Annotated in this window: 19 protein-coding genes; 5 read left to right on the top strand and 14 right to left on the bottom strand. The window is 39.2% G+C overall.

Annotated elements, in window-relative coordinates:
• Window positions 1-3: 3 nt before the first annotated feature.
• The 7 genes from ACWITO_RS01570 to ACWITO_RS01540 are packed head-to-tail and all read right to left on the bottom strand — an operon-like array spanning window position 4 to window position 5376.
• Window positions 4-552, bottom strand: coding sequence for a Uma2 family endonuclease (locus tag ACWITO_RS01570; RefSeq protein ID WP_448528257.1), 549 nt, complete (start codon window positions 550-552; stop codon window positions 4-6).
• A gap of 12 nt (window positions 553-564) precedes the next feature.
• A complete protein-coding gene (locus ACWITO_RS01565) occupies window positions 565-984 on the bottom strand; it encodes a retroviral-like aspartic protease family protein (protein WP_448528256.1) in 420 nt (139 codons plus the stop codon).
• A 42-nt stretch (window positions 985-1026) separates the two neighbouring features.
• Complete coding sequence (gene pseI, locus ACWITO_RS01560) at window positions 1027-2079, bottom strand: pseudaminic acid synthase (RefSeq protein ID WP_448528255.1); 1053 nt, start codon at window positions 2077-2079, stop codon at window positions 1027-1029.
• Between the two features lie 3 nt (window positions 2080-2082).
• Window positions 2083-3528, bottom strand: a complete 1446-nt coding sequence (gene pseG / locus ACWITO_RS01555) for a UDP-2,4-diacetamido-2,4,6-trideoxy-beta-L-altropyranose hydrolase (protein WP_448528254.1) — start codon at window positions 3526-3528, stop codon at window positions 2083-2085.
• Window positions 3528-4253 (bottom strand): CPBP family intramembrane glutamic endopeptidase, encoded by a 726-nt coding sequence (locus ACWITO_RS01550; RefSeq protein WP_448528253.1) that lies wholly within the window; start codon window positions 4251-4253, stop codon window positions 3528-3530. Before ACWITO_RS01550 ends, pseG begins: the two co-directional genes overlap by 1 nt.
• A gap of 8 nt (window positions 4254-4261) precedes the next feature.
• Window positions 4262-5023 carry a hypothetical protein gene (locus ACWITO_RS01545; RefSeq protein WP_448528252.1) on the bottom strand — a complete coding sequence of 254 codons (762 nt, stop codon included), beginning with the start codon at window positions 5021-5023 and terminating at the stop codon, window positions 4262-4264.
• Window positions 5020-5376: an NINE protein gene (locus ACWITO_RS01540; protein ID WP_448528251.1), complete on the bottom strand. Its 357-nt coding sequence runs from the start codon at window positions 5374-5376 to the stop codon at window positions 5020-5022. The genes ACWITO_RS01545 and ACWITO_RS01540 overlap by 4 nt, the downstream gene beginning before the upstream one ends.
• Before the next feature lie 71 nt (window positions 5377-5447).
• On the opposite strand from ACWITO_RS01540, the gene ACWITO_RS01535 reads away from it, so the two are divergent.
• A complete protein-coding gene (locus ACWITO_RS01535; RefSeq protein ID WP_448528250.1) occupies window positions 5448-6008 on the top strand; it encodes an AAA family ATPase in 561 nt (186 codons plus the stop codon).
• On the opposite strand, the gene ACWITO_RS01530 is transcribed toward ACWITO_RS01535, so the two are convergent.
• The 3 genes from ACWITO_RS01530 to clpX form a co-directional block, all read right to left on the bottom strand.
• A complete protein-coding gene (locus ACWITO_RS01530) occupies window positions 5965-6759 on the bottom strand; it encodes a hypothetical protein (RefSeq protein ID WP_448528249.1) in 795 nt (264 codons plus the stop codon). The two genes, ACWITO_RS01535 and ACWITO_RS01530, sit on opposite strands and share 44 nt — an antisense overlap.
• Complete coding sequence (locus ACWITO_RS01525) at window positions 6749-7498, bottom strand: SIR2 family NAD-dependent protein deacylase (RefSeq protein ID WP_448528248.1); 750 nt, start codon at window positions 7496-7498, stop codon at window positions 6749-6751. Before ACWITO_RS01525 ends, ACWITO_RS01530 begins: the two co-directional genes overlap by 11 nt.
• A gap of 106 nt (window positions 7499-7604) precedes the next feature.
• Complete coding sequence (clpX, locus tag ACWITO_RS01520; RefSeq protein WP_448528247.1) at window positions 7605-8837, bottom strand: ATP-dependent Clp protease ATP-binding subunit ClpX; 1233 nt, start codon at window positions 8835-8837, stop codon at window positions 7605-7607.
• Window positions 8838-8982: 145 nt separating this feature from the next.
• Between clpX and argS the strand changes: the two genes are divergently transcribed.
• Window positions 8983-10770: an arginine--tRNA ligase gene (argS, locus tag ACWITO_RS01515; protein WP_448528246.1), complete on the top strand. Its 1788-nt coding sequence runs from the start codon at window positions 8983-8985 to the stop codon at window positions 10768-10770.
• A gap of 69 nt (window positions 10771-10839) precedes the next feature.
• The gene (locus ACWITO_RS01510; protein WP_448528245.1) at window positions 10840-12504 is read left to right on the top strand and encodes a hypothetical protein; all 1665 of its coding nucleotides are present in this window, start codon (window positions 10840-10842) and stop codon (window positions 12502-12504) included.
• A gap of 56 nt (window positions 12505-12560) precedes the next feature.
• On the opposite strand, the gene rny is transcribed toward ACWITO_RS01510, so the two are convergent.
• From rny to sov, 4 genes are all read right to left on the bottom strand, one after another.
• Complete coding sequence (gene rny / locus ACWITO_RS01505) at window positions 12561-14123, bottom strand: ribonuclease Y (RefSeq protein ID WP_448528244.1); 1563 nt, start codon at window positions 14121-14123, stop codon at window positions 12561-12563.
• A gap of 64 nt (window positions 14124-14187) precedes the next feature.
• On the bottom strand, window positions 14188-14475 hold the full coding sequence (locus ACWITO_RS01500; protein ID WP_448528243.1) for a cell division protein ZapA: 288 nt from the start codon (window positions 14473-14475) through the stop codon (window positions 14188-14190).
• Window positions 14476-14478: 3 nt separating this feature from the next.
• Window positions 14479-14772, bottom strand: a complete 294-nt coding sequence (locus tag ACWITO_RS01495) for a hypothetical protein (protein WP_448528242.1) — start codon at window positions 14770-14772, stop codon at window positions 14479-14481.
• A gap of 281 nt (window positions 14773-15053) precedes the next feature.
• Window positions 15054-22466: a T9SS outer membrane translocon Sov/SprA gene (gene sov, locus ACWITO_RS01490; RefSeq protein ID WP_448528241.1), complete on the bottom strand. Its 7413-nt coding sequence runs from the start codon at window positions 22464-22466 to the stop codon at window positions 15054-15056.
• Between the two features lie 407 nt (window positions 22467-22873).
• Here sov and ACWITO_RS01485 point away from each other — a divergent pair, with 407 nt between their 5' ends.
• Together ACWITO_RS01485 and ACWITO_RS01480 are read left to right on the top strand one after the other, a co-directional pair.
• Window positions 22874-23908 carry an efflux RND transporter periplasmic adaptor subunit gene (locus ACWITO_RS01485; RefSeq protein ID WP_448528277.1) on the top strand — a complete coding sequence of 345 codons (1035 nt, stop codon included), beginning with the start codon at window positions 22874-22876 and terminating at the stop codon, window positions 23906-23908.
• 8 nt (window positions 23909-23916) lie between these two features.
• On the top strand, window positions 23917-26237 hold a 2321-nt coding region (locus ACWITO_RS01480), incomplete at its 3' end, for an efflux RND transporter permease subunit (RefSeq protein WP_448528240.1).

Raw genomic sequence — 26237 nt, 5'->3', positions numbered from 1 at the left:
AGTTTATTGGGCAAATAATTCTGCAACACTTATTTGAAAATCAGGCACTACGGGTGAGGCATCAAAAATTTCTTCGCCTTCATAATAACGAGCCTCTTTTCCACGAATAACAATGACAAGTTTGAGTTCGGGGTAGATATGCCAAATCACTTGCACGCCTGCGTGCTGATATTCTAAAACTTTATTTTCAGTGTAATTTACGTTATCATTTTCAGAAATAATTTCAATGACAAAAGCAGGGATAGGGTGTTTCTTTTCAGCGGATTGTAAAATTTGTTCTCTGGTAAAAAAAGCTAAATCAGGTCTTCGCATTTGGGTTTCGGTAAGCCAGCAGTCAGTTTCGGGTAGAAGTTCAGCTCGTTGTTCGTACAATTTAGTTTTTGAGAATTTTCTCAAAAGATTGGCAACAATAAGTCTTTCTGTATTCTTCATACCACTAATTTCAGTAATTTCACCCTTATCATATTCCCAAATCTTTTCAGATTGGTTTTGCAAAGCCAAAAATTCGTTTTTACTAAGGGTGGGCTTTTTTTCTACTACCAAAGTTTCCATATCCAAACAAAATTATTTCATAGGTAATTGAGCCATAACAGGATGGTCGGGATTGACCACTAATTCGTTTTTTTGTGGGTGAATAAGTACGTCCATCTCCTCCATAGGAATTGCCCCCAAGAGCATTTCTGTATCACCTTTCAAAACTATGGCATTGCACACTGCTTTTCGGTTTGCGAAACGAACTTCTATGGGACCCGCAATGTCAAATTCTTGCACAGAACCATCAGCTAATTGGGCTTTACGTTTATCTACAATGAAAAGACCTAACTGCTCTTTTACGACTTCGTTAATTGCCATCATATATGCTCCGCTATCTACAAGCATTTTTACTTCTACCTGTCGGATTTCATTTTCTGCAATTTTGGCACGTCTATACATTTCTATATCGCCTGCATTGAGCAAGGTAATTTTGGCATATACTAATCCCATAGTTATTTTAAGTTTAAGTTTAATTTTCACAAAAATAACAAATTACATCAACATATCCAAGTGCAGAGCTGTGCCACGTTTGAGGTCTTGCTTGGCTGTTTTGCCTAAAACAAAATCGTAATACTTAGGTTGCAAACCCAAACCTGGGCGTATGATACGGATATTTTCGGAAGTAAGTTTTTCGCCTACTTTTATATCTTGCACTACGTAAATAGAACGCTTGTAGGTTAGACTTTTCTTTTCGGCTTCTAAAATGCCATAATGCACTTGCCCCAAGCCCAAAAATGCTCTATTACATTCTTCTACAAGCATTTTGAACTCTTGCGGTTCAAGCGAAAAAGCACTATCTACGCCACCTTCGGCACGGCTCAAGCAAAAATGTTTTTCTATTACCCTTGCTCCCAAAGCAATAGAGGCAACCGCAACACCTACGCCCATAGTATGGTCAGAAAGTCCTGCGTGGCAGTTAAAAAGTTGTGCTAAATGAGGAATGGTTAGAATATTTGAATTTTCGGGACTTGCAGGGTAGGTACTCGTACATTTGAGCAAAATAATATCCTTACAACCATTCTCACGCAGCGTTTGTACGGCTTCCTCAATCATTGCAAGCGTGCTTGCGCCCGTACTCATAATGACAGGCTTGCCTGTTTGGGCAACTTTTTTGAGCAAAGGCAAATGATTGTTCTCAAAAGAGGCTATTTTATATGCGGGAACGTTCAGGTCCTCTAAAAAATCTACCGAAGTTTCATCAAAAGGGGTGCTAAATGCGATAATGCCTCTTTTCTTTGCGTGTTCAAAGATAGCTTTGTGCCATTCCCAAGGCGTGTAGGCTTCTTGATAGAGTTCGTACAGACTTTTGCCTTGCCATAGCGAATTTTTATCGGCAATAAAGAACTCGTTTTCTCTGAAATCAATGGTGAGGGTATCGGCGGTATAGGTTTGCAGTTTGATAGCATCGGCACCTGCATCGGCGGCAGCATCTACAATTTGCAAAGCTCTTTCCAAAGATTGATTATGATTGCCTGACATTTCAGCAATGAGAAAAGGCTTATGATTAGGGCTAATAATTCGGTCTTGAATGTGGATTGGGTGCATAGGTTAGTTCTTTTCTAAAATATAAATGTTGTAAAGTTCTCCTTTTATTTCCTCTTCTGATTTTTTTGTAAAGTTGAGTTTTTCAAAAATTCTTTTTGATTGGTTGTTGTTGTTTTTGACATAAGCAATCCACTTGAAATCTTTATGTAGATTTATAACTTTGCTTACCAATATTTTTCCCAATCCCATACCTCTAAACTTCCTGTCTATGGTATAATTGATGTACCCATACCCACCTTTCCTATCTATTCTTACTTGTCCAAATGGAATGCTGTTGATTTGTCCAATATAAAAAATGGTATTCTTATCATTTAGTTTTTCTCTGAACCAATTGTAATGATTTTCATACAGGATAGGCTCTTGATTGATAGAGTTTCTTCTAACTTCGACATCATTTGCCCATTCAAAACATATATCCATATCTTGTTCATTAGCAATTCTTATTTCAATAAGTAATTCTATAAAAACTTCGAGAACTTTTTTTATGCTCCAAAAATGATTTTGCGAGAATTTAGGAATAGATGTGTCTTGAATAGATAGAGTTTCTTTATTGAAAGAAAAGTTTTGATAAGTATCCGCAGCAATTACATATTGTAAGGAAGCAAGTTTCTCATACATCGCCTTCTGATTTTCCACATAATATCCCACTATCAGATACATACCCACAGCCAAACATTCGTAAGCGATACTGCTGGCAGGGACAATGCCCAAATGGCATTTTTGCATTACATTACACAAATCTTGTGCATTGAGATTTTGATACAAAAAAACATTTTTTTCTTGAATAGTCAAATTTTTCAGACTTTCAAAGTGTGTATAAGCACTCCCCACCACCACGTGAATTTCTTTGAAAATCTGTGCTTCTATGCAGGCTTTGAGAGCTTTTTCGGTGAAATTATGTGGGTCGCTACCGCCAAAACAAATAAATACATTTTCAATTTTTTCAATGTTTCGTTCTTGTTTGGCGGCTTCTAAAAAAGGTTTTCGCAAAAGAGCATATTCCAAACCCAAACATAACTTTGTGTAAGGTTCGCAAGAGTAGTCGCTCTCTTGTACGCCCCCTGCATGGTTAATTACTACATCAGCCACAAAATGCCAAGCATGTAGGTCATCTATACAAACTAATTTTGTACCTTTTGCTTTGATAATCTTTTGATAATCCGTTTGAAAGTAGTAGCCGTCTAAAACTACAATTTCTTTGCCTACGAGGTAACTTTGTGCAACCTTGTGAGCTTCAGCTAAAAAATCTTGTGTTTGAGGTAAAATGATAATATTTTTCGTAACTTCTTGAATTTGAGCAATAATTTCTTGCGAGGGTTCTTGTATCAAAAAGTAAATTTCAAAATGCTCTTTGAGCATATCGGCAAGGGCTAAACTGCGAGTGATATGCCCTAAACCAATTTGCGAGTTGCCATCGGCACGGAAGTAGATTTTTGTTATTTTTTCCACTATTTTTTTCTTGCAAACTTAAATTCGGGTTGAGCTAAAAATGAAAAAAATGAATTACTCAAAGCCAAAAGAATATGTACAATTACTGCAATCCAAATGTTACCTTCGGCAAGTGTAAGATACGCAAGCACTATTCCCAAAGGGATAGCCCCAATTGCTTCTTTTTGCCCTTTGGGAATATGAGCTATAGCATAAATCGCAACATTTACTGCAATAGCCAGCCAAGCCATTTGGGTTGCTTGCCAAATAGCAAACAACAAGATACCTCTAAAAAGTAGTTCGTAAGCGTATAAGTAAAGCACCCAAGTACCATATTCCCAAAGGAAAGTAGCCAGTGTCCATTCTTTGGTACGAATTTGGGGATACATAGCCAAATTATCAGGTTTTTTGGCATTTAGGTAATTGATAGGTAAAACTAAAGCCGAAAGCCCCACAATCCACCACCAAGTAGAGTTGCTGACAGGCAATACATCTCCATATTGATTTGGAAAGAATTTTGCCCCAAAACTCATAGCAATCATTGGTAAGATACCCAAAAAAATTGCTCCAACAAATCTTTGAAAAACTACCCAATAGATAGCTTTTTCGCGAGGTTTATATTTTTTTTCAAAAATTTTTTCCAAAAAAGCAGACTGCGATATAAACCAATATGCAATAAACCCCACGGTTACACAGCCCAATGCCCAAACGGCTATTTTTTCGTTTTGTGTCCAAGTAAATTGCATAATGAGTATTACATTCGCTTTCTTAAACGTTCAATGTATTCGTGTAATGGAAAAAGAGCTACTTCAGTAACGTTTTCTTTGCCCTCAACATACTCAAATGGGTCATCAATATCTTTAATGAGGCGATACATATACACGTATACCAGTGTAATAAAAAACACCACCAGACTCATTGCCACTAAGTTTTTGAACTTGATAATGAGCATAGTAGCTGAAGTAACAACCAACAGAACTTCTAATAGTACATAGCCCGTAGTAAGGAAACCTGTACGAGAAATTACACTTGTACGTATGAGGGTGCGGCGAAGTGAGGCAAGTTCATTGAAAACTCTTGCCAGTACGGGTGGGGTGGCTCCTTGTTTATCCAAATCGTTGAGTAAATTGTTGAAATTTTGCAATGAGGCAAACATCTGTTCATCAGAGGCTTTTTTCAAAAACCAGTTATCAATACAGATAGCTATTTCTTGGCAGTATTTCAGGACAGTATCTTTGGGATAAGAAACTTTTTCTGCTAAATTGAGGCAGGTTTCTTCAATGCTTTCCAGAGCAGAAGCAATTTCGCCGGGTATTCTTTCACTTTCTTTGTAGTCGGCGAGAGTACCTGAAAGCATAAAGCCAATCAGAAACACCCCTGCACTGATTACCAGAGCCATATCGCTCAATTCTACCCATCCATCAAAATTCAAAGTTTCTATAAGTAAAAATTTCAGAGCTACTACCCCCAAAGCAATAGGCATAGAGCTAAACATGAGTTTCCATTTGAGCATCATTGTAAAAGTTTTAGTTTTCGGCGTTCAAATTCTTCAAAAGTGATATATCCTTTTTCCATGAGTTGGGCGAGTTTTTCAAGTTCAGAGCCTATATCTCTGTGGAATAAACTCTTACGATTTTCTTCTTCAATAATTTTCTTTTTGTACTCTTCAAAATTGAATTTTATATCAAATTGTTCGTCTGTCATTGAAAGAAAACGAATAGCATCTACAAAACCGATAATGGTGGGAATGATTGTCCAACTAAAAACAATAGAAAGCACTCCTTTACCTATCTTTCCTAAATAAAAATGTTGTATGCCCCAGGTGCCTCCCAAGAAAGACATTGCGGCGGCAATTAGTCGCTTTCTCATAGATGTAGCATTTTCGCAAATAAAAGTTTTTTTTGCAAAAAATGCTACATTGCAAGTCAAAAAAATACAGAATGTTCAAAGTTGCCATAGTAGGGGCAGAAGCCACAGGAAAAAGCACACTTGCCGAAAATTTGGCAAAATATTACCAAACTATTTGGGTGCCTGAATACGCTCGCGAGTATCTGACCCACTTGGGCAGAAAATACACTTTTGATGATGTGCTTGCCATTGCCCAAGGGCAAAGCAAAATTATTTCGGAAAGTATTACTCAAAATCCTTTTCTACCTATTATTTTTATAGATACCGAATTACTGGTTACACATATTTGGTGCGAATATGTGTTTGGAAGGCATCATTCTTGGATAGCAGAAAATTTATCTAAGCAAAACTTTGATTTATATTTGCTTTGCAACACCGATTTGCCTTGGGAATATGATGTATTGCGTGAGCAACCGAGTTTGGAAAAAAGAAAAGAAATTCACAGGCTTTATGAGTTTTATTTACGCAAATTTCACTTTCCTTATGAGCTTATTGAAGGAAAAGCCGAGCAGAGATTATTTTCGGCGGTGCAAGCCATAGAAAAGGGTATCAAATTTTTTGATAAAAACTCTCAAAATGAGGATAAATGCTAGCAAACTGCTCTTGCGAAACTATAAATTCACCATATTTGATGTAGGCAAAGATTGTGGAAATATCTCTGAAATTTTCTGAAAGAGTAGCTCTCTTCTGCCGCAATTCTATTTGGTAGTCCAAGTTGGTTTTTTGTTTAGAAAGTTCTATAAGGTTTTTATTGGCAAGTAGTTGCAATGCTTTCAAATAAGCATATCTTAGAGCCTCGTTGTATCTTTTTTGGGTAATAGCCTTTTGCAAAGAAGCCTCTAATTGGTCTTTGCTGATAGCTTCTAAATTCTCTTCAATGATAATTGCCTCGTCATTTACTTTCTTATTGAAAGCAAACCAAGACCTCACATCGAAGCCTAAAAGCATCAAAATCAGGAAAATAATCAAAATAGTAATAGCTACATAAACAAAACTTTCGCCTAAGGTAATGTTAGGAAATTCGGGAATATCTCTTTCACGGAATTTTTCGGCTTTCCAGTTGTCTTTTTTATTATTGCGTTGATGCTCTTCGTAACGCCATTGTTTCCATTGCCAATCGCGGTCGTATTCTTTATATTCGTCAATATCTTCGGAATAGTCAAATTCAGGATTTTTTTTGATTTCTTTGATTTTATTTTCGTCAAAGTTTCGTAAATTGAGGGGATAGTTTTTTTGAGACGTTTGAGCAAGGGCAATTCCTACAAAAGACAAAAAAAATGCTATAAGTACAAGTTCTTTTGTATTTTTTTTACTCTGCCTTCTGTCTTGCTTTCTAATTTGCATACATTTCAATAAGTTTCTGGGCAAGTTGAGGTAAAGCTACTCCTGCTTTCTCTTGAATAAAAGTGAGATTATGAAAGTAATTTAGGTTGATGTTGGGCTGTTCTACATCAATAACGAATTTAGGTACTTCGCGAGCAACATAATTGATAAGTCCTGCCGCTGGATACACTACCATTGAAGTACCTACTACTATAAAAATATCGGCAGATTGGGCTTCTATGGCAGCGACTTCCATCATCGGTACTTCTTCGTAAAACCAAACAATATGTGGGCGTAATTGAGAGCCTTTTTCACACAAATCGCCTAAATGTAAATCTTTTTCCCAAGGATACACCAAATTGGGGTCTATGGTACTTCTGACTTTCAACAGTTCGCCGTGAAGATGCAGTACTTTTGTGGAGCCAGCTCTTTCGTGTAAATTATCTACATTTTGAGTAACTATTACAACGTCGAAATATTTTTCCAAATCTGCAAGGGTTCTATGACCTGCATTGGGTTCAACAGAAAAGAGCTGACGACGCCGTTGGTTGTAAAAATCCAGCACAAGAGCGGGGTTTTTAGCCCAGCCCATAGGACTGGCTACGTCCAAAATATCATAATTTTCCCATAATCCACCTGTATCTCTGAAAGTACGGATACCACTTTCGGCACTGATGCCTGCTCCTGAAAGTACAACTAATTTTTTACGCATACAATCCAAAGAAATTTGACTAATTTGCCTGAAAATTTTCCAAATCATTGTGGGAGGTTTGAATATTTGAGGTTTAAGGTTTGAGGTTTGAATGTTTGAAGTATAAAATCCCTTAAAGCCTTTGAACTTTTGAACTATTGGACTATTGCTCCCTTTACGCTACTTTTAATTTAGCTAATTTTGACTTTTCAAATTTTTCGGCGGCGTAATCGGCATCTATTTCAAGAACTTTTATATCCTTTTGTGAAGGTAGCTCAAACATTGCGTCATTCATAATAGCTTCACAAATAGAACGCAAACCTCTGGCTCCGAGATTGAGTTCAGTGGCTTTATCAACGATATAATCCAAAGCACTTTCCTCAAATATCAGTCTAATTCCTTCCATTTCAAAAAGTTTTTGATACTGCTTAGTAAGAGCGTTTTTGGGTTCGTATAAAATCTTTTTGAGCGTATCGCGTGAAAGCGGTTCTAAGCTGGTAACCACAGGCAAACGTCCTAAAAGTTCGGGGATAAGCCCAAAAGTTTTGAGGTCTTGGTGGGTTACAAATTGCAAGAGGTCTTCGGTATCTTGTACTAGGTTATTTTTTTCATTCGTAAAACCAATAGGGTTGGTATTCATACGCTTAGCGATGATACGCTCAATGCCATCAAAAGCCCCCCCACAGATGAATAAAATGTTTTCAGTATTCACGGGAGTCATTTTTTGTTCGGGGTGCTTTCTGCCACCTTGGGGCGGTACATTCACGATAGAACCTTCTAAAAGTTTGAGCAAACCTTGTTGTACGCCCTCACCGCTCACATCACGCGTAATAGAAGGGTTATCGGCTTTGCGAGCTATTTTATCAATTTCATCAATATAAACAATGCCTTTTTCAGCGGCTTTTACATTGAAATCGGCGGCTTGCAAGAGCCTTGATAAAATACTTTCTACGTCTTCGCCCACGTATCCTGCTTCTGTGAAAACGGTAGCATCGGCAATGGCAAAAGGCACTTGCAAAAGATTGGCAAGGGTGCGAGCCAGATAGGTTTTCCCTGTGCCAGTGCGTCCTACCATTATGATATTAGACTTTTCTACCTGAATTTCCTCTTTCTGACGATTTTCGGCGTGTATAATTCTTTTGTAATGGTTATAGACTGCCACCGAAAGCACCTTTTTGGCATCATCTTGTCCTACTACGTATTGGTCTAAATATTTTTTAATTTCCACAGGTTTGAGCAAATTGGGCTTGGCAGGAAATTGCTTGCGGGCAACTTTGAACTCCTCCATTACAATTTCGTGAGCTTGCATTACGCACTGCTCGCAGATATTTGCTTTTACGCCTGTTATGAGAAATGCTCCGTCTTTTTTTGTTCTTCCGCAAAATGAGCAAGATAGTTGTTGTGCCATAGTTAAGCCTTTTTTGCAAAAATACAATTTCTGTTTGGCAAATGCTAAAAAATTGTTACCAAAAATTTTTGCTGTATGTAAGGAAGTCTAAAAATTTCCCGATTGGGCTAAATTTTTTCTTACCTTTGCAGGCAAAAAAATTGCTATGAATATCAATGAAATTCTAACTGCTTCCATACAACAAGCCTTTCAAGAGATTTTTGGAAAAAAAGTTGAAAATATCGCTCTGCAAGCCACTAAAAAAGAGTTTGAAGGTACGCATACCCTGGTGGTGTTTCCTTTTACCAAAGAGCTTGGCGAAAAGCCCGCTGATATAGCCCAAAAAATTGGAAATTTTTTAGTAGAAAAATGCCCTATCGTGGAAAAATTCAATGTTGTACAAGGATTTTTGAATATCTCTCTCAAAAAAACGGCTTGGCTTTCATTAGCTAAACAACTTTCAGAAAAAAAACATTTCTCTTTACCTGCTAAAAACTTAAAAGTCGTTGTAGAATACTCCTCACCTAATACCAACAAACCTTTGCATTTAGGGCATTTGCGTAATATTTTCTTGGGTTTTTCAATTTCTCGGATATTTTCGGCATTTGGCTATAAGGTACATAAAACGCAAATCATCAACGACAGGGGGATACACATTTGCAAATCTATGCTTGCTTATGAGCTTTTTGGCAAAGGCGAAACCCCTGATAGCAGTGGTTTGAAAGGCGACCACCTCATAGGTAAGTATTATGTAATGTTTGATAAGCTCTACAAAGAGCAAATGCAAAAACTCATAGCCGAAGGACTTAAAGAAGAAGAGGCAGAAAAAAGGGCAGAAGCTATCCAAAAAGCCCAAGAAATGCTTGTAAAATGGGAAAAAGGGGATAGCCAAGTAGTTGAATTGTGGAAAAAACTCAATGGCTGGGTGTATGAGGGTTTTAATGCTACTTATGCCAAATTAGGCGTGGATTTTGATAGCGTTTATTACGAATCGGATACGTATTTGCTCGGCAAAGATATTATTCAGGAAGGATTAGAAAAAGGAATTTTCTACAAAAAGGAAGATGGTTCGGTATGGATTGATCTCACTGCCGAAGGTTTAGACCATAAGCTCGTTTTGCGTGCCGATGGAACTTCGGTGTATATTACGCAAGATTTGGGCACTGCCGATTTACGCTACAAGCACCAACAAATGGATAAAATGATTTACGTAGTGGGCAATGAGCAGGATTATCATTTCAAGGTGCTGTTTCTTATTCTCAAAAAATTGGGCAGAAGCTATGCCGAGGGCTTGTATCATTTGAGTTATGGAATGGTAGAATTGCCCACAGGCAAAATGAAATCTCGTGAGGGAACCGTAGTAGATGCCGATGACCTGATAGAAGAAGTAATAGGCTTAGCCAAAGCCAAAACATTAGAAAAAATGCAATCGGCGGGTACAGAAGGCTCATTTTTGGAGGCAGAAAAAGAAAAACTCTTTGAAATGATTGGCTTGGGGGCTTTGAAATACTTTTTGCTCAAAATAGACCCTCATAAGAAAATGCTTTACAACCCCGAAGAATCGGTGAGTTTTGAAGGTGATGCCGCCCCATTTATCCAATACACACACGCACGTATTTGCTCAGTATTGCGTAAGGCACAAGAAAGCAACACGAATAACGCTTCTTGGGAAACTTATACAGATTTGCACCCTTTGGAAATAAGTTTGGTGTATCAACTTTCTGAATACGCTAATGCTTTACAAAGTGCTGTTGAAAAATATGCCCCTTATATTTTGGCTCAATATGTTTATGAACTTTGTAAAATTTTCAGCACTTTCTATGCCGAATGTTCTATTCTGAAAGCCGAAAATGCAGAAGCAATGCAATTCCGTTTGCTTTTGTGCAAACTGACAGCCGAAACCATTAAGCAAGGAATGTATCTGTTGGGTATAGAAGTGCCTGAAAGAATGTAAGTTTTTCTTGGATTTTAGCCAAAATATTAAGACTTTTACCACAAAAATCAACCTCAAAAATAGAAAATTATGATACAACGAAATCTCTTTCGTACAACCTTACTGCTTTTGGCAGTAGCTCTGATAGCTTCTTGTAAAAAATCATCTGCTCCTGAGCATAGCAAACTCATTCCTAAAAATGCAGGTATTGTGTTCAAAGTGGATATGAAAAGCCTTACAAGCAAAACTATTTCTTTGCAAGAGCTTGTAAGTGAAGAAAACTTGAAAAATATGGGACAAGGTAGCGAAGAAGCCAAGAAAAACTCAAAAACTGCTAAAAAATTCTTGGATTCAGGTATTGATTTACTCAATAGTGCCTATATTTTTCTCATTGATGTAGAAAAAGAAGAACCCATTGGCGGACTTGCCTTCGCTTTGGATAATGAAGAAAAGTTCTTGAAATTCTTGAAAGATGATGCCTTTTGGCAAGAAACAGGTGAAAAAAAGCCTGAAATTAACGACAAAGACAAAATCAAAATCGCTACTTTCAGCAATGGAAATAAAATTGCTTGGCAAGGTAAAATCGCTCTTTTGCGTTCAGAAAAGCCTTCTGATGAAGACATGAAGAAGTATTTTTCAATGAGTGAGAGTGAGAGCCTTCTTAGCAACGCCTCTTTCAAAGAAGCTCTCGGGAAAAATTACGATATTTTGATGTGGATAGATGCCGATAAAACTGCCAAAGCAGGCACACAAGGCAATATGCAAGCGGCTTTGGCTTTGAGTATGGCAGCCGATACCAAAGATAGTTATATGGTTTTGGGTTTCAATTTTGAAAAAGGTAAAATCACAACTGCTATAGACTATTCGGGTAATGATTATATGCAAAAAATGAATGACCAAATTGCTCGTAAAAGCATTTCTGATGACTTGACTAAAAATATCCCTTTTGCAGAAGCCAGCACAGGTTTTAGCATAGCCTTGAATTTAGAAGGAATTTGGAAACTTTTGCAAGAAAAAGGTGTAGCCGCCGAAGTAGATAACAGCCTCAAAGAGGCGGGTCTGAAAGGTGAATTGCTTGCAAAAGCTCTCACAGGTGAGATTTTTGGTGTAAGCGAAAAAGTGAATTTTGATGCCAATATTCTTGCACAAGAAATCCCCGTTGATTTCGTAATTTCTTTGGGTATCAAAGATAAAGCCGCTTTTGAGGAACTAATGAGTATTTTGAGCAAGCAAGCACAAGGAGCTATTCGTAAAAATGGTGATAATTATGAGCTACAAGGTTTTGGAGGTATTGCAGTAAAGAAAAATGTTGCCTACATTACGGTAAAACAATCTTTCTTTGAGGGTATCAATAAAGGTGAAAGTAAATTGAAAGGTGAGCTTGTAGAAAAAGCAACTTCTTTTGCTTCTGCCATTTATATTGGTAAGCCCTTTTTCAATGCTCTTGTCAATTCCAAAAAATACAAGGAATCGGCTTTTGGGGAAGTATATGGTGCTAATTTCCCTTTTGAAAGTGTAACTTTCACTTCTGATAAAGTAAAAAATAAGAAAAACCAAACGCTTATCACTATCAATATGAGCGATAAGAACCGAAACGCTTTGATGGTGCTGATAGATATGGCTAAAAAATCGGAGGAGATTCGTAAAAAAGAAATGGAGCGTTGGGAAAAGCAATTTGAGATGAAAGAAGGTTTCCCTGAAAGCGGTGAAATGCCTAAAATGGACGAAGTAGAGAAGGTTTTAGAGGATAAATAACGTAAGCAAATATCAAAAAAGCGAGGGTTTGAACGTACCCCTCGCTTTTTCTTTGACTACTTGGCAAAATTCACAGCCCTCATTTCTCTGATTACTGTTACTTTGATTTGCCCAGGATATTGCATTTCTTTTTCAATTTTTTGAGCTATTTCAAAAGAAAGCATACTGGCTTTATCGTCAGTTACATTTTCGGCATCTACAATTACACGGAGTTCTCTACCCGCCTGAATGGCATAGCATTTCTGCACTCCTTCAAAGGAAAGAGCAAGTGTTTCCAGTTCTTTCAAACGTTTGATGTAGGCTTCCATCATTTCCCTTCTCGCACCCGGACGTGAGCCTGAAATGGCATCGCAAGCTTGTACAATAGGAGCGATGAGCGTTGTCATTTCAATTTCGTCGTGGTGAGCCCCAATAGCGTTGCAGACTTCGGGGTGTTCTTTGTATTTTTTGGCAATTTCCATTCCCAAAATAGCGTGGGGGAGTTCTTTTTCATCGGGTACTACCTTTCCAATGTCGTGCAGGAGTCCTGCTCTTTTGGCAAGTTTTACGTTTAGCCCAAGCTCAGAAGCCAGAATAGCACACAAGTTGGCAACTTCTTTGGAGTGCTGCAGCAGATTTTGTCCATAAGAAGAGCGGAAACGCATTCTACCTACCAGTTTCACCAGTTCGGGGTGCATTCCGTGTATGCCCAAATCAATGACGGTACGCTCACCGATTTCTACAATTTCCTCCTCAATTTGCTTTTGTACTTTGGCTACAATTTCTTCTATACGAGCAGGGTGTATTCTGCCATCGGCAACGAGTTTGTGAAGAGCCAAACGAGCAATTTCACGGCGTACAGGGTCAAAGCCTGAAATAATAATAGCTTCGGGCGTATCATCAACAATAATTTCCACACCCGTAGCGGCTTCCAAAGCCCGAATGTTACGCCCTTCTCTACCAATGATTTTACCTTTTACCTCGTCAGATTCAATATGAAACACCGAAACGCAGTTTTCAATGGTATATTCAGTGCCGTTGCGTTGGATAGCCTCAATCACTAATTTTTTGGCTTTTTTGGCGGCAGTAGCTTTGGCTTCTTCTACGATTTCTTTGATGTAGCTGGAAGCCTGTGTTTGGGCTTCGGCTTTGAGCGATTCTATGAGTTGGGCTTTTGCCTCTTCGGCGGTCATTTCGGCAATTTTTTCCAATTGCTTTACTTGCGAAAGGCGTAATTTTTCGGCTTCCTCACGTTTTTTATGAGCAATTTCGTTTTGTTCTTGGAGTTGCTTTTCTAAGGCTTCCAGTTCTGTTTCACGTTTTTTGATTTGCTCGGCAAGTTTTTTGAGTTCAGTTTCTTTTTGTTTGAGTTTGTTTTCATTGGTTTGCAGGAGTGTTTTTTTCTTGTTCAAATCTTGCTCAAACTCATTCTTCAGTTCCAGATACTTTTCTTTGGCGGCAAGTTCTTTTTCTTTGCGTATGGCTTCGGCTTTGGTTTCAGCCTCTTGAATAATCATAGCGGCTTTTTGCTTCATTTCCTCTTCTCTTCTGCCAAAAATTTTCAGTAAGATGTATCTACCAATAGCAATCCCTGCTACCAGCGATACCACAGCGGTAATAACGATATAGATAACTTCCATAAATTAAGGTATTTAGGTGAAAAGCCTAATTACCCAAAAGCACGAAAAGCAAGCAAAGAGAGAGCTACAACACCGAATTGAGCATTTCTTCAATAGAATTGATTTTTTGCAGGACAATATTTTCCAGCTCTGTTTTGGAAAGTTCTATATTTTTTTTGCCCATCATACAATCTACGGCAAACATAGCGAGCATATCCTGATAGTTATCCACCTCAAATTCTTCACGATAGTATTTGAGAGCCGTATTGATTTCCCTTCCTACGCTGCGTAGCATAGCCTCTTCGGCGGCATCTACTTGCATAGGGTACTCTCTGTCAGCTATTTTGAGGCGAATAGGAAGTTTATAGTCCATAATTTATTTGCTCAAAAAATCAATGCATCGGTCTATATCGGTGATGTAGGCATCTATTTTTTCCCTCAACTCTGCGGCACTTTCGGCATCTGGGGCAATAGAGGCTACAAGTTTACTGATTTTATACTGGTTTTCAAGATTATTTAGTTGTAAGCTTTGCTTTTTTATCGTTTCTTTCAAAGTCATATTCTCTTCTGAAAGATATGCACATTCTTGGCGAATGAGTCTGTATTTTTCAACCAATTCACGAACTTTATTTTCCAAGAGATTTAGCCTTGCTAATAGTGCTTCATTCATAAAAAACACGCAAAATGTGTTAATTAGCAAAAATATAAACTATTTTCCGAAAAAGCAAGAAAAAATCCTAAAATTTGAAAAAATATTTTGCTGTTTGTTTTTCTTCCATTCAGTTTTACAAAATTTGTAATTGCTCAAATATGGTTTGTAGAAAGGAAATAGGAAACAGGAAGCAAGATACAGGAAATAGGATTGTAAAAAAATAGATGTCGGACAGAAAAAATGAAAGATAAGGCACTTAATGGTTTGAACCTCAAACAATGAAATTTTGAACGTGAATTCTACATTCCTGTCAGATTATACCTCAACTGAAAACCTACATTGGTATTTTTTCTTGGGAACGAAAGGGTGGTAGCAGGGGAGTTGATAAGCCTTTCGAAGTAGAAAGAAGTAGTCAGGTTGTTATTGACTTTGTAAGTGATGTTAGGGCGAAGTTGGAAATTGTAATTACCCGAAGTGATAACGGTTTCTTCATCAATACGTCTTTGGAAGGTTTTGCTATCTCGGATAGTAAAATCTACACGGAAGTTCATTGTATTTCGGAGAATTACCCTTTGTCCTTCGGCATCTCGGAAAGGCAAACGTACATTTTTCTTGTCAAAACCAAAACCAATCACAATATCGTTACTGCGGGCTTCGGTAATTTGAGCATTTGCCAAGTTCAAGCCTATTTCACGAGTTCGGTTAATATCCAAACGAATATTTGCACCGCTCTTGGTACGAGCATTGATGCCAATCAGAGGGCTAAAACGTTCCGAAACTTGTACTTGCCCCAATACCAAAATAGGCACAAGCTCGCCATTAGCATTTAGTACAAAAGGCTGAACATAGCTACCAAAATTGTTATTGAGTTGCAGAAGTGCCGTGTTTTGGTACTCTAATGCCGATGTATAGTTGCCGATACGATATTCGGAGCTATATTTGTGGCTTATGGTAAAGGTTGTGAAAATATCTTTGAAAGCGGATAATTTGCTTAGACCATTGTAATCTATTTGCCAATTGGGCAAAGGAAAGCGAGGAAATGCCGAACTGCCTGCTTTTTGCCCTGCATAAGTTTCCATAAATGCCGCTATGAGTACATCTTGGGAGCGTCTGCGATAGGAGCTATCTGTAATGGCATTAGGGTTTTGGGCAGAAAAAAGTTGTTGATATTTATCCAAATTGGCTACGAAGCGATTGAAAGTTTCGGAATTTATACCATTATCTTTGGCGAAAGCCGAACCCCAAGAAATGATTGTACTTTGAAAAGTACCATTTCGGTAAGGGCTGAAAGAGGCATACACTTTGTTGAGGGTATCAAAGCGGAATAGCTCTTGGTAGTTATCGGTACGAACTTGTTTGGCATCAAGGGTAATTCTAAAATCGGGGAAAGGCTCAACATTGAGCGTAAAGCTAATGTTTTGTGTCCGATTTTGCTGAAAAGGGTTGTTTTGAATAAGGCTTGTATCGGGTGGAATGACCATCCAACCATTATTTACAAAATCAAAACGCTGATTAGGGTTTTGGCTACCTGCTACAAAGTCCCAGCCCGGTGCCCCCCAGCCATCGGTAAGTCCTAAATAGCGAGGATTGCCAATCACGCCGGGCAAAATAGTTCCTTCGTTTCTTGAAATATTGAAAGTACCACCTCTTACGCTCATCAGCAGACGCAATACGCTACGCAGTATAGGATTCACCTGTGGATTTTGGGTTTTTCCTGTTGGTGCGGGTTTGGTTTTGGTGGTTTTTTGTGGCTTTTTCTGCAAAGAATCTTTTTGCAAACTATCTTTGGATTGTTTTTTAGCTTCTTTGGCTTTTTTCTTTTCAAGTTCCTTCTGACGCTTTTCTTCCAAACGCTTTTTGCGTTCAGCCTCTTTTTGCTTTTTGCGTTCGGCTTTGCTCAATTTAGGCTGATTGGGCTTACTCGCAGGTTTATAGTCATTGACGGCTTTGAGCAATTTTACTTTGTTGTATAATTTGGTAAAATCGGCGGTAGTACGCAGACTTTGCTCTCGGTTATTTTGAATGTTATTACCCAAGATTTTTTCTAATCCCAGCGAGGCGGCTGTCCAACGATAATTGGCATTATAGGTGTAGTTTGCCGTTACCCAGTCGGTGATAGGGAATTTATCCAAAGGTAATTTGTAGCTGGCATTGAAGCGTTGGGAATAATCTTTCATACGTCCCAGTTTGAGCAGATTTTCTTGCACGGCTTGTCTGCTACCCGGTGCGTTCAATTCGCCGAAAGGCTCGTCTATAATGGCTTGGGCTTGGGCATTTCCGCTGAATGTGAGGTTTCTTGTCAAATTCCATTGCAAGCTATAATCTCGGTTGAAATTATAGAATTTTTCAAAAAAAGGCTCAAAATTTTCTACCCTAAAATCACCTGAACGGAGTTGGGTACGAATGAAAGTTCTATCCAAATCGCCTCGGGCAGTAAAGCCATTGGGCAAAGGATTGAAATTGGTTTCTTTGATAAATTTGAGCCAAGGCGATTGTAACCATTTGGCTTTACTTTTCTTGAAAGGCTCAATATAATTGAACTCGCGTGTATAGTTGTAGGTAAGGCTTTGTTTCCAATTTTGTTGCAAATAGCTTGCTACATACGGGCTACTTCGCTGAATATCGGAATACGACCACGTATAGCCAAAGTTTGGAATATCCCAAGGCATTGTTTTGCGTTCTTTGTTGGTTTTCATTTTACGTACATTCGTAAAATTGATACTTCGGCGGGTTTCTCGGTCTTCAATAAGACTTTTGAAAAATTCTCTTTCACCATCAGTAGCAAATTTTTCCAAAGAACGTTTTACTCTCACATCGGGGTCGAAGGGGTCAAAGAGAGGGGTAGAATTTCGGCGTTGGTAGCTTAAAAATACGGGCAAGCGTATGCCCCATTTGGCAGGGGTAAATTTATCCAAAGCGAAAGTGCCTTGGGTGTCAAATTCCCAGTCGTTGCGTAGTTGTCTTTCAGAAACTTTTTGGGATATTTGCCCGAAACCTGCGGTACGGATAGCCCCTGAAGCCTGAATTTGAGCAAAATCGGCAAGGTTGAACATCAGGCGGGCATTAGCGGCAACACCATTGGTGCGGTCAAAGCCTACGGCACGCAATTCATTAAACCACACACAAGCCGATTTGGGGCGGCGGTCGTCATTGGGCAAATTAGGGTTTTTGATTCCGAGCATTAGTACCAAAACTGCACTCAAATCGGGGTTACCGACCACGGTTACCCTGTATCTGCCTACTTGCCTTGTAAAAGGAACAAATAAGTTGTTCCGAAAGCCAAAAGTATTGTTTCGCTGAATTTTGGTTTCTACCAAATCTTCCAAAGCAATATCCAATTCGTTTTCGGGTTTCCAAATAATTCTTTGCAGAGCTTCCAAAGTAGGCACTGCTTGGACTTCAGAAATTCTTGTAAAAGAGAGAGGAATTTCAATTTCGTAGTAATTTTCATTAAAATCTGTGCCCAAACGTACAATAGCCGAAAGTTCGCCGTCCTGAATGTTGTTATCTGGTGATTGGGCGTGAATAGGCATTGAAAGGCGTTTGTAGTAAAGCATATTGAGATTCACGTTTTTGAAAGCGGCACGAGCATCTCTATCTTGTAAGCCATCTACGCAAATCTGCAAAGATTGTTCGTTAAACTCACGATTGTTGATAGTCGTAATATCTCTATCCCTCACAAACCCGGGCGGAATTACATAAGGAATTACGCCTGTGGCTGGTGTTCCATTTTCTTCTACATTTACCACAGAAACCACAAAAGAGGGATTGTAAGGCTCAGGGGGGAGTTGTAAGCCTTTATCACGCAAATCTCCTAAATATCTTCGCCACTGATTGGCTACCATTTGGAATTGTGCCATTCGCAATACAACGGGCTGTTGGAAGCCAGTCATATACAAACGCATAAAGCGAATAGATTTGAATCCATTGATATTACCAACTTTTTCGGTAAATTCTCTGACAGGAATACGAAACTGATACCAGGTAACAATGTCTTGGTTTTTGGTAATGCGTGGGTCTTTGACTTCCACTTTATCCACAATATAATTTTGCCCTACTACCAAATCTGATGGACGAAGCGAAATGCGGTACTCGTAATACTCTTCTAAATCGCTAATGGTGTTATCTGTATTCAAATCTTCGTTATCGGGGAAGTTGGTAGCCGATTGTGTAAATTGCCCGCCTGTATTTTCGGGCGAGTTGCCTTCGGTGTTGTTGTAGTATTTGTAACGCTCAATAATTTTGGCATTACGGGCATTGTATTCGCCGTCCAGATAAAACTTGAAATTATCTGCTGAAACATCTGCCTCTACTTGGCTACGCACCGCAGGAGGGAGGCTATTGAGATAGTTTTGAAAAAAGTCGTTTTCTTCGGCATTTCGCAAGCCGTCTAAACCCACATCTTGTAAGCCTCTTACGCCGGGCGAATTGCTAAACGCATTATTGAGGAACTGATTTCGGGGTACAAATCCCCAAGCTGTTGGGTCTTTGGCGGTACTTTCGGCGGTTTCGGGCAAGCCATTTTCAAAGAAATGGCGAGTATCTTTCATTACATCTTCTGAAATGTTGCCCAAATTGATGTACAATTCGCCGCCTGTGGTATTATTGGCACCTTGGTCGCCGCTGACAATCACACGCCCACGCTCACCCGCAATGAAAGGGTCTAATAGCCAAAACTCAATGTATTCAATGTTGGCATTATCAAAATCTACTTCTTGGGTAATGGCTCTTGTGATAGAAGCAAAATTTTGAGCAGGATTGGGCAGTTTGCCATCAGGCGTTAGGTTGGGATTGTAGTTGAAAGAGCCTCTTTCGTCAGGGAAATAAGCGATTTCAAATAAGTTTTGATTGACAGCAATGTTTTCAAATTGTCTGTTAGGGAAAATTTCTTGCGGAGCTACTACCCGCATATAATGGTTTTCAAGGTCGGTGGCAGAAATATTAGAAGGTCTTTGGCTTTGGTTGTAAAAAATAGAGTTATCTACATTGTACCAAGCCATTCTTGCTCTGCGGTAGGCATATTCCAGAGGTGAGGAGAGCGTGCCTTGCTGGTCAAGAATACGGCGTGGGGTAGAGCCTAATTTCCAACGTAAATGAGCTGTATTGCCCAAATCAAAAGGGGTTCTTGAGCCTTCAAAGTCATCAATATAAGAAACTGCTCCGCTCAATCGTGCCGCATTGGGGCGTATCTGGGCGATTTCGGCATCAAACTGAATTGTGGATTTTTCTTTGGTTTGAATAAGTGGAAAGGCATCGGTGAGCTTGGTTAGGAAGCGAGAATCTCGTTTGAGTTTTACATCAAAGCCAATCATTGTGTTGTTGATAGCTTCTTGCCCCATTGCTACACGCGTAAGTACAGGACGCTCCCGCAAGTTTGCAATGGTAAAGCCCAATTTTAGGTCTTTATCTACTTCGTATTCAAAACGAGAGCCTAAAAAGTTGCGTACTTGCAAGTTGAATAAGTCTGCTTTTTCAAAGCTAACCGTAATTTCTTTACCCGAATTGAGAACGGCATCGTTGGTGATAGTTACTTGCCCTGTGGAGTAATTTACTTGGTAGTCAGTACCTTCTGTAAGGGGTACGCCGCCTGCTTTTACAATTACCGAACCTTGGGCAATATTGATACCGGGCAAAAAGACCGTGTTTCCTGTGGCAGTGCCTTCGTATTGCCCTTTGATAAAAAATTTATTTTTGGTAGCGAAATTGTTTTGGGCATCGTTGCGAGTGCCTGTATAAAGTTCTTGAAAGACATACTTACCAATCAGATTGGCTTCGGTGGCGGCATTGAACTCGCTGCGTAGCGTTCTGCCAAAAGGCTCTAATACAGGAAAAATGAGTAAGCCTTTTTGGGTATTTATAGTGATGCCTTCTACAAAATCAAAATTTCCATCGCCTATGGCTCTGCCAAAGCGGTCTTTTACGGCATTTCCTTGTGGGTCTATTACCCTATCGCCACGAGGGTTGAGTTGGTCTAAACCAAAAATTTTGATAAGTTGAACATCTTTGGTGCGTTCTCCTTCTTGTAGGGCGGGGTTATCCAATCCTGAAATATCATCTCGGTAGATAATTCGTAGCTGAAAGCCTTGTTGTTGAATTTGAGCAGTACCCAGTGCATAGATATTTTTCATCATCAAATCCCAAGAAGGTAAATCGGTGCGAATGGTAGAAGGGCGTAACATTTTTACAAAAATAGCCTCCTCTTGGGGACGATTGACGTAGTCTTCGGATAGCTCACCTACTTTGTACTGCTGTCCGTTGAAGGTGTATTCAAAAGAAATGCCCAAAATTTCATCATTACGCAAAGGAGTATTCAGCGAGATATACCCTAATTGGGGGTGAAAGGTAAATTCGTTGGGTTCAAGTTTTCGGGCGGCACGCAACACTTCAAAATCTGTGCCTCGGCGTAAGCCTTGTAGCTCCAAAAAGTCTGCCGCTGTTTGCGGGTTGCGTACCGAAGTATTGTTGTTGATATTGGCAAAAAGATTGTTGGCTTGGTTGCCCGCAGGGAAATTGGGATTAGCATTTGCTCCCACAAAGGGGAGGGCATTGCGATAGCTTTGTGCTTCCCCCAAATCTAAGAAGGCAATGATGTTACGTAGGTTTTGGGTGTTGTTGGTGCGATTGGTTACATACACTTCTACCCGTGTAATGAGTACGCCCGAATTGATGATAGGCATTGTGGCAAGAGCAGGTTCGTAGCGTCTGCGATGAAATTGTGAAAGGAAAAAGTGCTTATTTTCCTCGTAGTCAGTCATTCGTATTTCAAAACGGCGAACTTGTCTGCCGCCTTGCAAACGAATTTCATCAGCAGTAGAACGTTGGTTAGCAATTACGTTTTGCATTTTGAGCTTACCAAATTGCCAATCGGTACGAATACCAAAAAGGTTTTGGCTACCTTGAATAAGAGCTACACCAGGAGAAAAATTAACATTACCAAATTTTACATCTTGCAGAGCTTCTTCGGGATAGGCTTTGTACTGCACCCGAAAGGTATTTTCAAAGTTGAAACTGGCTTTGGTGTCGTAGCTGGTAGCGAGAGAAAGTTTATCGCCAATTTTGCCTGTTACGCTGAAATTGGCGTGGGGGTCAAAATCAAAAACGCCGTTGCTTTGCCTATCGGCAGGAATAGCGGGGTTGGCAACATTTTGCCTTTTATAGCCAAAATCCAGATTCACAAAACCATTGAATTTGAAATCTACGGCATCGCCACCAAATATTTTTCCAAAAAGTTTGCTTCCAATAGGGATACGAGGCTTGAAATTGAAACGAGAATTTTGGGTAGCAGTTTCTTCGGCAGTATTTGCCCCATTGATTTTCCAGAACTTTTTGTTAATTTCTAAATCTTGAAAGTAGTCTAAATCTTTGCGTGTAATGCGTGAGGGGGGGCGGTAGTCGTATTCGCCAATTTTTTCTTCCACTACATAACTGCGAGCAGTATCGTTTAAATCTACTTTGAAGTTGGTTTTAAGATTGGATGGTTTGAGGTCTAGTAGAGATTTACTGCGATGTGAGCCAAACAAATCGCCACGCCTATCAGGAAACTGATAGGTAGAAAAGCGACTTTTCTGATACTTGGGGGTATCTTGGGGAATGGAAGGGAAATCCCATTCATCAAAATTGCTATCATATAGGGCGGGGCGGTTGCCGCTCCAGATACAAAGCGAAAACAACACACTGCCCACTATCCATAAGTGTAAGCCTTGACGTAACAATTTGTAAAAGTTTAATTAGCCTTTTTCGTAAAAATATTCAATAAGCACACGAATTAAGGGGCTTCAAAAATAAAGATTATTCCTAAAAAAACAAAAATGAGAGAAAAACGAGAAAGTTGCAAATCTACAAGCAAATTTCGTGCAAAAATAAATTTTACTTTCAAAAAAAGATAATTTCAAACAAAAATTTCTTTCAGAGAGTTATGTTTTTAGAAAATTAGCTAACTTTGCAAAAAAATAACCAAAATTCTGAACACCCTTCCTAATAATTATCCGTTTTACGTCTAAATTGAATTTTTCTAAAAATTTATCATTTGATTATGTTTAAGAGGTGTTTTAGTGCTTGGTTTCTTTGCACGATTTTTTTTGTTGCTTGCTCCCCTAAAAACGATGGACAACAAGCCCCTGTGTCTTTGTCTGTCGTTGAAGTCAAGGAGCAAGATATTGAAGACTATGAATATTATGTAGCTGATATTCAGGCAGTAAAAAATGTTGAAATACGCAATAAGGTGGCGGGCTTTTTGGAACAAATTTTTGTAGATGAAGGAAAAAGAGTGAGCAAAGGACAGGCTCTATTCAAAATCAATGATTTAGAGTATAAGGCGGAAGTAGCTACCGCCAATGCAAACTTGCAAACCGCCATTGCAGAAGCTCGTACTGCCGAAATTGAAGTAGAGCGAGTTAAACTTTTGGTAGATAAAAAAGTAGTTTCTGATGTAGAATTAAAAATGGCAGAAGCTAAATGGAAAGCCGCTCTTGCCAAAGTAGAAGAAGCCCGTGCCGACCTTCAAAAAGCAGAGCTTAAACTTTCTTATACAATTATTCACGCCCCTTTTGATGGTTTGATAGATAGAATTCCGCTCAAAATTGGTAGTCTTTTGCAAGAAGGAACTCTACTAACTACGATTTCCGATAACTCTTCAATGTATGCTTACTTCAAGATTACAGAAAACGAGTATTTGGAGTATATGAAAAAGCGTCAGGCGGATACTACTATCAAACAGCAGATTGTAAAGCTCATACTTTCCAATAATAGCCAATACGCCTATGAGGGAGTAATTGAAACACTGGAAGGTGATTTTGAGGGCGGCTCAGGCTCTATTGCTTTCCGAGCCAAATTCCCTAACCCCGACCGCCTGCTCAAACACGGTGCTACGGGTAAGGTCTTAGTTTCAAATAAAATACAAAAATCTATTGTTGTTCCTCAAAAAGCGGTAATGGAAATTCAGGATAAAAACTATGTGTATGTATTGGATAAAAACAATAAAACACAGCTCAGAAGTTTTATACCGCTGAAAAGAAGAGAAAATTTTTATATCGTAAAATCAGGTCTGAAAGTGGGTGAAAAAATTGTAGTAGAAGGTATCCAAAGTTTGAAAGAGGGGGTGAGTGTTCAGCCCAAAATCATTTCCGTAGATAGTTTATTAGCTGAAAACTTGTAAATAATATTATGGTAGAGCGTTTTATTCGGCGACCTATTCTTTCGCTGGTGATTTCTATTTTCTTTGTGCTTTTAGGCTTGCTGGCTTTGTTTCAGTTGCCTGTAACCCAATTCCCCGATATTGCTCCCCCTTCCGTAACCGTTACAGCTAAATATACAGGTGCAAATGCTGAAACCTCAATGAATGCCGTTGCTATTACTCTTGAAAGAGCTATCAACGGCGTTCCGGGTATGACTTATATGAGTACGGTTATCAATAATAGCGGTGTTACGCTCATTACGGTATACTTCAAGGTAGGTACTGACCCCGATGTAGCGGCAGTAAGCGTACAAAATAGGGTGGCTACGGTTATTGACGAACTTCCCGAAGAGGTTATCCGTGCAGGGGTTTCTACCGAAAAGGAAGTGAATAGTATGCTGATGTACCTGAATATTTACAGCAGTGATGAAAATGCAGACGAGGAGTTTATTTACAACTTTGCTGACATCAATATTATTAAGGAACTCAAACGCATCGATGGGGTAGGTTTTTGTGAAATTTTAGGCTCCAAAGAATATGCGATGCGTATTTGGCTCAAGCCCTACCGAATGAGTTCGTACAAAATAAGCCCTGATGATGTGATACAAGCCATACGCAAGCAAAACATTGAAGCCGCACCAGGTAAAACAGGGGAAAGTTCGGCTAAAAAAGCTCAAAGTTTAGAGTATGTACTACGTTATACGGGAAAATTCAAAACCCCCGAAGAGTACGAAAATTTGGTTATCCGTGCCGAAAAAGATGGCTCTATTTTGCGTCTGAAAGATATTGCTGATGTAGAGTTTGGTTCGCTTACTTATTCAATGGTCTCTAAAACAGATGGGAGACCTTCGGCGTCTATTATGATAAAACAACGCCCTGGCTCCAATGCGGCAGAAGTTATTAAGAATATCAAAGCCAAAATGGCTGAACTGAAAGAAACTTCTTTCCCCCCTGGAATGACTTACAGCATTGCCTATGACGTTTCTCGCTTCCTTGATGCCTCCATTCACGAAGTTATTAAAACGCTCATAGAGGCGTTTATTTTGGTTTTTGTGGTAGTGTATCTTTTCTTACAAGATTTTCGTTCTACAGTGATTAGTGCTTTGGCTGTGCCTGTGGCACTGGTGGGAACTTTTGTTTTTATGCAACTTTTGGGTTTTTCGGTAAATATGCTCACGCTGTTTGCATTAGTGCTTGCTATCGGAATTGTGGTGGATAATGCGATAGTGGTAGTAGAGGCAGTTCACGTAAAAATGCACGAAAAACATTGTTCGCCTTTGCAAGCAACCATTGAAGCAATGAATGAAATTGCAGGGGCTATTTTGGCTATCACGCTGGTAATGTCGGCGGTATTTGTGCCTGTGGCATTTCTTTCAGGACCAGTGGGGATTTTTTACCGACAATTTTCACTCACCTTGGCTTTTGCAATAGTGATTTCAGGTATCAATGCTCTTACTTTTACACCTGCTTTGTGTGCTTTGTGGCTCAAACACACGCATTACCACGACCCCGAAGAGGGTGAAGAATCCTTGAAAAAGGCTTGGATTTATAAATTTTTTGAAAAGTTCAATCAAAAGTATGAGTGGTTTGAAAATTTCTATAAGAAAATAGTAGCCCGTATAGCTCCGCTGAAAAAAGTTACTTTGCTCACTACCGTGATGGCAATTGTTTTAGTGGTAGGCATTAGCAAAATTTTACCCACAGGATTTATTCCTACCGAAGACCAAGGAATGATTTATGTGAGTGTAACCTCACCTGTGGGTTCTACTTTGGAGCGAACATCTGCTACTTTGGATAAAATTCAGAGAGCTTTGCAAAAGCACGCGGCAGTAGAGTCTATTTCCACACTTGCGGGTTATAGTATTCTGACTGAATCCACAGGAGCCTCGTATGGTATGGGAATGATTAACCTCAAACCTTGGGAAGATCGCAAAGAAACCGCCGAAGAACTCACACGAATTTTTGCACAACTTACCGAAGAGATTAAAGAAGCAGAAATAGAGTTTTTCTTACCACCTACGGTGCCTGGTTTTGGAAATTCAAGTGGTTTTGAACTTCGTTTGCAAAACAAAACCGAAGACCTTTCTCTTACCAAGACCGCCCAAATTACGCAAAAATTCATAGAAGCTATCCAAAAACGCCCTGAAATCAAAACGGCTTTTACTACTTTTAATGCAGATTTTCCGCAATATCTCATTCATCTTGACCAAGAAGTTGCCGCCAAAAAGGGAGTAAGCATTGAGAACGCAATGGAAACATTGCAAGCTCTTATTGGTAGCTATTATGCCTCTAATTTTATTCGTTTTGGGCA

Source organism: Raineya sp. (assembly GCF_053497555.1).
The sequence above is the reverse complement of the archived record's forward strand: the minus strand, read 5'-3'. Positions and strand labels throughout refer to the sequence as shown.